9 protein-coding genes are annotated in these 10,052 nt (G+C 67.7%); 3 read left to right on the top strand and 6 right to left on the bottom strand.

What is annotated here, in order from left to right; genetic code table 11:
- The 3 genes from Q0716_RS03275 to Q0716_RS03265 form a co-directional block, all read right to left on the bottom strand.
- The coding region (locus Q0716_RS03275) for a CsoS2 family carboxysome shell protein (RefSeq protein ID WP_299019595.1) at positions 1-1,724 on the bottom strand (1,724 nt) is incomplete at its 3' end.
- Between the two features lie 48 nt (positions 1,725-1,772).
- Entirely contained in the window at positions 1,773-2,093 is a 321-nt protein-coding gene (locus Q0716_RS03270) for a ribulose bisphosphate carboxylase small subunit (RefSeq protein ID WP_299019592.1), read from the bottom strand.
- Between the two features lie 27 nt (positions 2,094-2,120).
- Positions 2,121-3,542: a form I ribulose bisphosphate carboxylase large subunit gene (locus Q0716_RS03265; RefSeq protein WP_299019590.1), complete on the bottom strand. Its 1,422-nt coding sequence runs from the start codon at positions 3,540-3,542 to the stop codon at positions 2,121-2,123.
- Positions 3,543-3,668: 126 nt separating this feature from the next.
- Here Q0716_RS03265 and Q0716_RS03260 point away from each other — a divergent pair, with 126 nt between their 5' ends.
- Positions 3,669-4,646, top strand: a complete 978-nt coding sequence (locus tag Q0716_RS03260) for a LysR family transcriptional regulator (RefSeq protein WP_299019588.1) — start codon at positions 3,669-3,671, stop codon at positions 4,644-4,646.
- Here the strand turns inward: Q0716_RS03260 and Q0716_RS03255 are convergent.
- On the bottom strand, positions 4,534-5,868 hold the full coding sequence (locus Q0716_RS03255) for a hemolysin family protein (RefSeq protein ID WP_299019586.1): 1,335 nt from the start codon (positions 5,866-5,868) through the stop codon (positions 4,534-4,536). The genes Q0716_RS03260 and Q0716_RS03255 overlap by 113 nt on opposite strands.
- 10 nt (positions 5,869-5,878) lie before the next feature.
- On the opposite strand from Q0716_RS03255, the gene Q0716_RS03250 reads away from it, so the two are divergent.
- On the top strand, positions 5,879-6,733 hold the full coding sequence (locus Q0716_RS03250; protein ID WP_299019583.1) for a symmetrical bis(5'-nucleosyl)-tetraphosphatase: 855 nt from the start codon (positions 5,879-5,881) through the stop codon (positions 6,731-6,733).
- On the opposite strand, the gene Q0716_RS03245 is transcribed toward Q0716_RS03250, so the two are convergent.
- Positions 6,684-8,189 (bottom strand): DEAD/DEAH box helicase, encoded by a 1,506-nt coding sequence (locus Q0716_RS03245; RefSeq protein WP_299019581.1) that lies wholly within the window; start codon positions 8,187-8,189, stop codon positions 6,684-6,686. The genes Q0716_RS03250 and Q0716_RS03245 overlap by 50 nt on opposite strands.
- Positions 8,190-8,301: 112 nt before the next feature.
- Positions 8,302-9,411, bottom strand: a complete 1,110-nt coding sequence (locus tag Q0716_RS03240; protein WP_299019579.1) for a fatty acid desaturase — start codon at positions 9,409-9,411, stop codon at positions 8,302-8,304.
- A gap of 240 nt (positions 9,412-9,651) precedes the next feature.
- Between Q0716_RS03240 and rpsT the strand changes: the two genes are divergently transcribed.
- On the top strand, positions 9,652-9,948 hold the full coding sequence (rpsT, locus tag Q0716_RS03235; RefSeq protein WP_299019597.1) for a 30S ribosomal protein S20: 297 nt from the start codon (positions 9,652-9,654) through the stop codon (positions 9,946-9,948).
- Positions 9,949-10,052 lie beyond the last annotated feature (104 nt).

The following is a 10,052-nucleotide window of genomic DNA, read 5'->3' as shown; positions in this document are numbered from 1 at the left end:
CGGCGCTCACTGCCCCACGCATCGCCCGTGATGCGCAGCGAACGCGCATCGGCCCCTTCACCCGTGACCCGCTGCGCGGCGGCGGGCGGCATCGCTGTCGAGCCCGGTGTCAACCAAGCCGCGCCCGTAGCGGCGCCGTGGCGAAACTCGGGCGTGCCCGTGATCAAGCCCTGCGCTTTCATGCCTGGCCCGGTGACACGCTGCTGTGCATCGTCGCTGCCGGCGCTGCCCGTGATGCGCTGGCGGCGCTCCCACGCCTGCCGCGCAGGGGGCTGGATGCTGAACCCGCTGGGCGGCGGCGGGGCGTCGGTCGCGGCCAGCTCGGGATAGCGCGTCAGCCAGCGGCCACTCAACGTACACCCGCCTTGGAGGTTGTCCGGCCCCACGTACGGCGTGCCCGTGACCGGTTCACACGCGCCGCGCTCGTCGCCGGTGATGCGCCCGCCGCCCGCTCCAGGGCTGTCGCCACTCACGGTGGCCAGCGCAAATCCGGCTGGCATGCGCTGCGCAGGGGCCATGGCTTCCTGCGCCGGCGCCATCGCGGTGGCCATTGCCGGTCCGGCCTCGGCTGGCGCCGTCGGCGCGAGCGTCTCGGGTGCGACGGTGCCCGCACGACGCGACGCCGTCCCGGCGCGCAGTCCCACTTGCCCCTGGGCCGACAGCGCGTACTGCGTCCCAGAGATCGGGCGCTGCGCACCGGCCTCGTTGCCGGTCACTTTCGGACTGCGGCCCACCGGCGTGCCCGTCACCTCGTTGTCACCACGCGAGGACATGACGCTGACCTTGTGCGGGGCGCGCGGCGCCACTTGCTCGCACAGCGCAGCATCTTCGGCCGCCAGATAGCGGGTGCCCGTGATGCCGCGACAGGCGCCGGTCTCGTTGCCGGTGACCTTGCCCTGCAGCCCGGGATGCACGCCCGTCACCGGTCGGCCCGCTTCGGTGTGCGTTACCTCGACCTTGGGGGGCCGCGGCGGCTGGGGGCGACTGCCGCACCACGCCTCGAATTGTTCCTGCCCGATATACTCGGTGCCAGTCACGTGCCGACAGGTGCCCAACTCCATGCCCGTGACCTTCTGGCTGCGCTCGACCTGCGTGCCCGTGACACGCTGACCCGACAGGGTGTGCCCCTCTTCGGTGTGCGCGGCTGCGCGCTGCTCAGCCGACTTGCGCACGCGGCCGCTCGGGCGCACCGCTGCCGCTGGCTGAGTGGATGCGGCCAGGCCGGCGCGTCCGGCGAGCGCGAGCAACGTGCGCCGCTGCATGGCCAACTGCCGACCGGTGGCGCCCTTTTGCAGGGCTTCGCGCCAATCGCGATCCGGCATGGTGGTCGCCAGCCGAGTGGCCTGCGCCACGCGGGTGAGTCCCGCCTTGCCGTCGCGCGCCAGCGCGGCACGGCGCGCCTGAGCCAGCGCGCGTCCCGTCGGGGTGACAGCGCGCGCGACCTGGTTGGTGTCGGGCGCCGACGCACTCTCACGTGCTGCCGCCAGCATGCGCGCCACACCGTCGCTGCCCGCACAGCCGCACGCGCCACCCGTGCCACCACAGCCACAGCCGGCTGACCCTACCCCTGACCCGGCATCCGACGCCGCCGCTACCGGCGCACTGTGCGCCATCGCGGCACGGACCTGTTGAGCGCCATTGCGCCCCAGCTGCGCCAACGCTTGGCGCCGCTGGCGTGCCAGCTCTCGCCCCGAAAGGGCAGCCTTGACCACCGTCCCGTCCATGGGGGACTCCTTCCACAACAAAACCAACGGTGGAGCCGCGGGCTCCGATCAGCGGTAAACGACGAACGCCAGACCCTGGCTCTGGGCGTAGTTGTCGTAAGCGACGAAGCGCACCATGTGGTTGGGAAACTCGCGGTGGCACGCTTCGATCTCGGCGAGCACCGCGTCGACCGACGGCTCACCGAACATCGGCAGCTTCCACATGTACCAGTAGCTTTCCTTGGCGGGCGTGCCGCGCTCGGTGTGCTCGACGGCCGGGTTCCAGCCCTGCGCGAGCGCATAGGCGATCTGGCGGCGCACCTGCTCCGGCGTCATTTGCGGCAGGTAAGAAAACGTTTCGTATTTGAGCGATTGCTTGTAGGCCTGCATGGCGGATCTCCTCGGGTGGAAGGGGAATTACTTGTGCTGCACGTCGAGCTTGTCCACGACGTCGAACTCGAACTTGATCTCCTTCCATGTCTCCATGGCGATCTTGAGTTCGGGCGAGTGTTGAGCGGCAGCGGTCAGAATTTCCTTGCCCTCCTTCTCGAGGTTGCGCCCCTCGTTGCGCGCCTGCACGCACGCTTCCAGCGCCACCCGGTTGGCATGGGCGCCGGCGGCGTTGCCCCACGGGTGACCCAACGTACCACCGCCGAACTGCAGCACCGCGTCATCCCCAAAGATGGTGACCAGCGCCGGCATGTGCCACACGTGGATACCGCCGGACGCGACCGCGAAGGCACCGGGCATCGAGCCCCAATCCTGGTCGAAGAAGATACCGCGGCTGCGGTCTTCGGGCACGAACGACTCGCGCAGCAAATCCACCCAGCCGAGCGTGGCCTGGCGGTCGCCCTCCAGCTTGCCGACGACGGTGCCGGTGTGCAGGTGGTCACCGCCCATCAGGCGCAGCACTTTGGTCAGCACGCGGAAGTGGATGCCGTGGTAGGGGTTGCGGTCGATCACCGCGTGCATCGCGCGGTGCACGTGCAGCAGCATGCCGTTGTCGCGGCACCAATTGGCCAGCCCCGTGTGCGCACAAAAACCACCGGTCAGGTAGTCGTGCATGATAATGGGCGCGCCGATCGACTTCGCGTACTCCGCGCGCTTGAACATTTCGTCCGGCGTGGGCGCGGTCACGTTCAGGTAGTGGCCCTTGCGCTCACCGGTCTCGCGCTCGGCCTTCTCGGTGGCCTCTTGCACGAAGTCGAAGCGCTGCTTCCAGCGCATGAACGGCTGGCTGTTGACGTTCTCGTCGTCCTTGGTGAAGTCCAGCCCCCCGCGCAGCGCCTCGTACACCGCGCGGCCGTAGTTTTTGGCCGACAGTCCCAGCTTGGGCTTGATGGTGCAGCCCAGCAGCGGACGGCCGTACTTGTTCATGATGTCGCGCTCGACCTGAATACCGTTGGGCGGCCCGCCGCAGGTCTTGACGTAGGCGATGGGGAAGCGCACGTCCTCCAGGCGCAGCGAGCGCACGGCCTTGAAGCCGAACACGTTGCCCACCAGCGAGGTGAACACGTTGACCACCGAACCCTCTTCGAACAGGTCGATCGGGTACGCGATGAAGGCGTAGAACGCGGTGTCGTCACCGGGCACGTCCTCGATACGGTAAGCGCGGCCCTTGTAGTAGTCCAGGTCGGTCAGCAAGTCGGTCCACACCGTCGTCCAGGTACCGGTGGACGACTCGGCCGCCACGGCGGCTGCCGCTTCCTCGCGATCTACCCCCGGCTGCGGCACGATCTTGAACACCGCCAGCAGGTCGGTGTCCAAGGGGGTGTAGTCGGGCATCCAATAGGTCTGGCGGTATTCTTTGACGCCAGCGTTGTACGTTTTGACGGCCATGCTCACTCCTCGGATCTCATGGTGGTTGGGCGAACCCGTTGCCTCGGGGCTGTTCGGACTATAGGCGAGCGCCAAGGAAAGTCAAAGTAAAATATTCAAAGCCTAATCTTTTACTTTTATAAATTTATGAACCCCCGTCACCTGACCCTGCATCAGCTGCGCATCTTCCACGCGGTCGCCACGCACGGCAGCTTCGCGCGCGCGGCCGAGGCGCTGCACCTAGCGCCGCCCACCCTGTCGCTGCAGGTCAAGCAGTTGGCCGAGACGGTGGGGCAGCCCTTGGTGGAACAGATCGGGCGACGCATCTACCTCACGGCCGCTGGGCGCATGCTGGCCGAGGCCGCCACGGATGTGGACGAGCGTCTGCGCCGCCTGGGGGAAGATCTGGCCGCGCTGCAAGGCATCGAAAAAGGGAGCGTTCGCCTGGCCATTCTGACGACGGTGAAATACGTGGTGCCCAAGTTTCTGGGCGGCTTTGCGGCCGCGCACCCCGGCATCGACGTGGCCATGGTGGTGGGCAACCGCGACGCCCTGCTGCAGCGGCTGGCCGCCAATCAGGACGATCTCTACATCCTCGGCCAACCCCCACAAGACTGGGACGTGCAGTGCGAGCCGTTCGCCGACAATCCGCTAGTGCTGGTGGCCCCGCCCCACCATCCGCTGGCGCGCGAGCGCCACATCGACCCCCGGCGCTTGGCCGACGAGCCCTTCATCCTGCGCGAGCCGGGCAGTGGCACGCGCGCCACGATGGAGCGTTTTTTCGAGGCGGTGGGCGTCACGCCGCGGGCGCGCCTCGAAGTCGGCAGCAACGAGGCGATCAAGCAGACCGTCGCCGGTGGCCTGGGGCTGGCGGTGTTGTCGGCGCACACCGTGGTGGCCGAGCTGGCGCTGGGCGAGCTGGTGCAGCTGGACGTGCAGGGCTTTCCACTGCTGCGGCAGTGGTACGTGGTCACGCCGCGCGGCAAGCGGCTGTCACCGGCCGCAGCCGCGTTCAAGGACTGGCTGTACGCGCATCGGGAGCAGGCGCTGGCCCAGGTTCGTCAGCCGGCAGCCGCTCGGCGCGCACGCGGTCGATCCGCCGGCCCTGCATCGACAGCACCGTGAGGCGCCAGCCCGCCACGTCCACCGCGTCGCCTACCTGCAACAGCGCGCCAGCCACCGTTTGCATCAGCCCCGCCAGCGTCGCGTAGAGCTCTCGGTCCTCCTCGGGCAACTCGGCGATGTCCAGTCGCGACTTGAATTCGTGCGCGGGCATCGCACCATCGAGCAGCCAGGCCCCGTCGGGTTGCGGCGTGGCCCAAGCGTCGTGCGGTTCGTCACTCGAGAGCTCGCCCGTGATCGCCTCCAGCACGTCCAGCGGCGTCAGCAGCCCCTGCACCTCGCCGTACTCGTCCACCACGAATACCATGCGCATGGCGCGTGCGCGAAACTGCTCTAGCAGGTCCAGCGCGGTCAAGGTCTCCGGCACGAACACCGCCGGACGCGCATCCCGGTACCAGTCCTGCTCGCGTCCCCCCATCTCGTCCAACGCGATCAAATGCGACAAATGCACCACACCCGTGACGTCGTCCAGCCCGCCACGACACACTGGGTACCACGAATGCCCCCCATGACGGGCCCGCTCCAGCACGACCGACAATGGCTGACCAGCGTCCAGCCAATCGATGTCCGAGCGCGGCACCATCAAACTGCTGAGCTGACGCTCGTCGAGCGCCAGCACGTTGCGCACCATGCGGTGCTCCTGCCGTTTGATCACACCCGCACCGAGCCCCTCGCGCAGGCTGGCGTGGATTTCTTCCTCGGTCACGGTTTGGGCAACGTCCGTGTCGATCCGCAGCAAACGCAGCACCCCCTGCGTGGTGGCTGAGAGCAACAGCACGAACGGCTTGGCCACCCGTGCCACGGCGGCCATCGGCCGCGCGACCCACCGGGCAACCGCCTCTGGGTACAGCTGGCCAATTCGCTTGGGCACCAGCTCGCCGAATACGATGGTCAAAAACGTGATCGCCACGACGACGATGGCCGTCGCCGACACCGACGCGGTCACCTCGGACCATCCCCAGCGCATCAGCCACGCCGCCAGGTCGTCGCTGAACGCGGCCTCTCCAACGATGCCGTTGAGCATTCCGATGGAGGTAATGCCCACCTGCACCGAAGACAAGAACTGCGTCGGGTTGTCCAGCAGCTGCAGCGCGGTGCGTGCGCCCCGGTCGCCGGCCTCGGCCAACGTCGACAGCCGCGCCCGACGGCTGGCCGCCAGGGCCAGCTCCGACATCGCAAACGCCCCGTTGAGCAGCGTCAGGAAAACGATCAGCAGGATGTCCATAATCTGTCCGATGGCACTTTACCTGATTGGCGATGTCCAGGGGTGTGACGCCGCGCTGGGGCAGCTGCTGGCGGAGGTAGGCTTTTCACCGAGCCGCGATCGCTTCGTCTTGCTGGGCGACGCGGTCAACCGCGGCCCCGACTCGCTGGCCGTGCTGCGGCGGCTGCGCGCGCTCGACGGCGCGGCCGACACCCTGCTGGGCAACCACGACCTGCATCTGCTGGCAGTGGCGGCCGGGGTGCGCGTGCCGCACCGCAGCGACACGCTGGACGCCATCCTCAACGCCCCCGACCGTGCAGCGCTGCTGGACTGGCTGCGACAGCGGCCGTTGGCGTTGATGGAGCGCGGCTGGCTGCTGGTGCACGCGGGCGTGCTGCCCGCCTGGACGGCGCAGCAAGTGCTGGCACTGGCAGCCGAGGTGCAGCAGGTCTTGCGCGGTGCGGACGTGGCCGAGTGGCTGCGCCAAATGTATGGCAACACGCCCACCGCCTGGGACGACACGCTGCACGGGCCCGCACGCTGGCGCGTCATCGTCAACGCGCTGACCCGGCTTCGTTTTTGTACGCCCGACGGACACATGGAGTTTGCGACCAAGGATGGCGCCGCCGACGCGCCCCCGGGCTATGTACCATGGTTCGACGTGCCGGGGCGGCGCAGCGCCGATACCCCAATCGCGTTCGGCCACTGGTCCACGCTGGGCCTGCTGCAGCGGCCCGACCTACTGGCGCTGGACACGGGCTGTGTGTGGGGAGGTTCGTTGAGCGCCGCACGGCTGCCCGACGACACACCACCGGGAACCGCCGCTGGTGTGGAAATCATCCAGATACCGTGTCCGCAGGCGCGGGTGCCGGGGCGGGAGGGCTAGCGACTGCCTGCGGGACGCGCAACAGCGCTGCCACTTTGCGCTTGGGTCGGATGTACGCGGACAAACCCTTCGGCGCCGGTGCCTTGACGGGTTGTTCCCAATCCGGACGGACGTCCGGCGGCAGCGATGGCTCATAGGGCTGGTCGAGCAGCGGATCGGCGGGGGCACGGCGCGTCGACGCCGCACGCGCCGGGCGCGCGGCTGCCGGTCCAGACGTAATCCTCTCGCGTGTCGGCTCCGCAAGAGCGGGCGCCGAGGCCGCTGCGCGCGCCCCCTCGGCACTGCGCGGCGGCCGCGCACGGGAGCGGCGCTCGTCGTCGATGTCCAACGGCTCGACCTCGACCTTGCGGCCGATGAGTTTTTCGATCTCGGCCAGCAGACGGGCATCCTTGGCACTCACGAACGACACCGCCAACCCCGAGGCACCGGCGCGACCCGTGCGGCCGATACGGTGAACGTAATCTTCCGCGTTGAACGGGATGTCGACGTTGAACACCGCCGGCACATCCTTGATGTCGAGCCCGCGCGCGGCGACGTCGGTACACACCAACAGATCGACCTGCCCCTGCTTGAACGCGTCCAGCGCCTTGAGGCGCTCGTCCTGGCTCTTGTCGCCGTGCAGTGCGGCCACCCGCAACCCGTCGCGCTCCAACGCACGCGCCAGTCGCGCGCAGCCCAGCTTGCTGTTGACGAAGACAAACGCTTGCGTCACCTGGTGCTCGCGCAAGAGCTGCTTGAGCGCCTGGCGTTTGTCCTCTTCCTCGACGCGGAAAAAGCGTTGCTCCACGGTCGAGGCCGTGGTGTTGGCACGCGCGACCTCGATGACCACCGGGTCTTGCAGGTAGCTGGCCGCCAGGCGCTTGATCTCCGGCGAAAAGGTGGCCGAAAACAGCAACGTCGTGCGCTGCTTGGGCAGGTACGACAAGATGCGCTGCAGATCAGGCAAAAACCCGATGTCGAGCATCCGGTCCGCCTCGTCCAGCACCACATACTCGACTTGGTTGAGTACGGCCGTCTTGGCCTCGATGTGGTCGAGCAAGCGGCCAGGCGTGGCCACCAAGACCTCTACGCCCTTGCGCAGCTCTTCCACCTGTGGCTTCATGTCCATGCCGCCGAACACCACGGCGCAGCGCAGCGGGGTGTATTTGGCGTAGAGCTTGATCTGCTGCGCCACCTGGTCAGCCAGCTCGCGCGTGGGCAGCAGCACCAGCGCGCGCACCGGATGGCGCGCCGGCGATGTGGAGGTGTTGGCATGGCGCAACAGCCGCTGCAGCAACGGCAGCGAAAACGCCGCCGTCTTGCCGGTGCCGGTCTGCGCGGCGCCCATGACGTCGCGCCCTTGCAGCACGACGGGAATGGCCTGCGCCTGTATGGGCGTCATCGCCGTATAGCCCATCTCGGCCACGGCGCGCGCCAGGGGATCGGCCAGATTCAATTCGGAAAAAGCGTGCGTCATCGGGCGCTATTGTCGCACCGCATCACAGGCGGCGCCAAATGCGCCGTGCCACGGGGGCCGGTGCTCCCCGTGGCCAACAGCTGCCGCACAGAGACAACGCGCGGCCCACCACTCAGGCGTACGACGGTGCAGGATCGCTGGTGGGGCGGCCCTGGAAGTCGGTCCAGCAGCGGCGCGTAAAGTCGTACAGCTTGCAGCGGCGTGCCGTATCGAAGTACCAGCGCCAGCTGAAGCGCTGCACGATGATGCGCCCGGGCAGCATCTCCTCCAGCCTCTTTTGCGCCTGCTTGAGCTTGTACAGCGGTACGCTCATGTCCACGTGGTGCGCCGTGTGCTCCATGATGTGGTGCATCAGCGCACCGACGCGTAGCGGGAACTCCAGGTGCACCGTGGTGGACACGAACGGCGCCGCCTTGGCCCAGGCGGCCTTGTCGTCGTGCCACTGCACCGCCGGGTGGGTGTGGTGCACGTACACCACGAAGCCGATCATCGCGTTCCAGAACACGAAGGGCACCACGAAGCCCATGACCACCTGCAGCCACACCGACTGCCCCGTGGCCAGCGCCGCCCAGACCATGCCGCCGATCCACAGCAGCCCGACGCCGAGCACGAACACGCCATCCCAGAAGAACTCAGGCCGGCGCGTGCCCATATAGGTCTTGCGCGGGAAGAACATGCGCAGCCACCACATCTCGATGAAGTAGTACAGCGCGGGGCCCCAGCCGCTGCGGTAGATACGCTCCAGCAGACGGCGGCCGGGCGACAGCGCGTCGAACTCGGCCTTGGTCAGCGGCGCCCAGACGAAGTCCACTCCCTTGAGGTTGGTGTAGCCGTGGTGCACCACGTTGTGGCCGACCTCCCACAGGCTGTAGGGCGTCAGCGACGGAATCATCGCGATGCGACCCAGCACCTTGTTCAAGCCGCGGTGCGGCGTGTAGCTCTGGTGGCAGGCGTCGTGCCCGATGATGAACAGCCGCCCGATGACGAAGCCCGCAGCCAACCCGCACAACAGCTTGGCCCACCACGCCTCAAACACGATCGTCCCCGCGATCAACGCCGCGAAGATGGCCCAATCCAGCAGCAACAAGGCGATGGCGATGGCCGTGCGGCGCTCGCCGAGCGGTGTGATCCAGCTGCGGATGACCTTGCGGTGGGGCAGCGGCTGCCCCGGAGGAATGGGTTGGGACGCCTCGGGCGCGGACACGTTGGAGGTCACAGACATGGCGAAATCGGAAAACGCAAACGATGGACGAACCGGATCTCGGGCGGCACGGCACGCACCGACCACTCTCGAGATCCACGCGCGCGTCGAAGTATGCCCGAACAAGCTTGCACCCACTTGACTTCGGTCAATCGATGAATGCTTGCGCTTCGGCGCAAATGCCAGCCCCAAGAAATTCTTGCGCGCCTTATAATGGCGGGCTTTGCTGGCAACATCCACCAACCCCACAGGAAACGATTCATGGCAAGCAAATCCAAAAAGTCCCCGCGCTTGGCCTCCGGCCGCAAGCGCGCCCGTCAAGACACCAAGCTGAACGCGCACAACAGCTCGCTGCGCTCGCGCTACCGCACCGCGATCAAGAAGGTCGAGAAGGCCGTCGCCGCTGGCGACAAGGCCCAGGCGACCGCGCTGTTCGCCCAGATGCAGTCGATCGTCGACACCATCGCCGACAAAGGCATCTTCCACAAAAACAAGGCCGCCCGCGACAAGAGCCGCCTGTCGGCGAAGGTCAAGGCCCTGGCCACCGCTGCCGCCTGACGGCGACACACCCCCCGCCCGGATGCCGGTGGCCGCCAGCCACCGCCCATCCGCCGTTTGGACCGGGTGCGCTGCCAGCAAAGCCGCACCGAACAGGCCGCCGA

The organism is uncultured Tepidimonas sp. (assembly GCF_938045175.1).
GTDB lineage: Bacteria > Pseudomonadota > Gammaproteobacteria > Burkholderiales > Burkholderiaceae_C > Tepidimonas.
This window is presented reverse-complemented; position numbering and strand designations above follow the sequence as displayed.

Bases quoted from the DNA above. Each gene is read 5' to 3' on its own strand.
- Q0716_RS03270 (WP_299019592.1), bottom strand. From the start codon at position 2,093: ATGCAGGCCTACAAGCAATCGCTCAAATACGAAACGTTTTCTTACCTG.
- Q0716_RS03265 (WP_299019590.1), bottom strand. From the start codon at position 3,542: ATGGCCGTCAAAACGTACAACGCTGGCGTCAAAGAATACCGCCAGACC.
- Q0716_RS03260 (WP_299019588.1), top strand. From the start codon at position 3,669: ATGAACCCCCGTCACCTGACCCTGCATCAGCTGCGCATCTTCCACGCG.
- Q0716_RS03255 (WP_299019586.1), bottom strand. From the start codon at position 5,868: ATGGACATCCTGCTGATCGTTTTCCTGACGCTGCTCAACGGGGCGTTT.
- Q0716_RS03250 (WP_299019583.1), top strand. From the start codon at position 5,879: ATGGCACTTTACCTGATTGGCGATGTCCAGGGGTGTGACGCCGCGCTG.
- Q0716_RS03245 (WP_299019581.1), bottom strand. From the start codon at position 8,189: ATGACGCACGCTTTTTCCGAATTGAATCTGGCCGATCCCCTGGCGCGC.
- Q0716_RS03240 (WP_299019579.1), bottom strand. From the start codon at position 9,411: ATGTCTGTGACCTCCAACGTGTCCGCGCCCGAGGCGTCCCAACCCATT.
- rpsT (WP_299019597.1), top strand. From the start codon at position 9,652: ATGGCAAGCAAATCCAAAAAGTCCCCGCGCTTGGCCTCCGGCCGCAAG.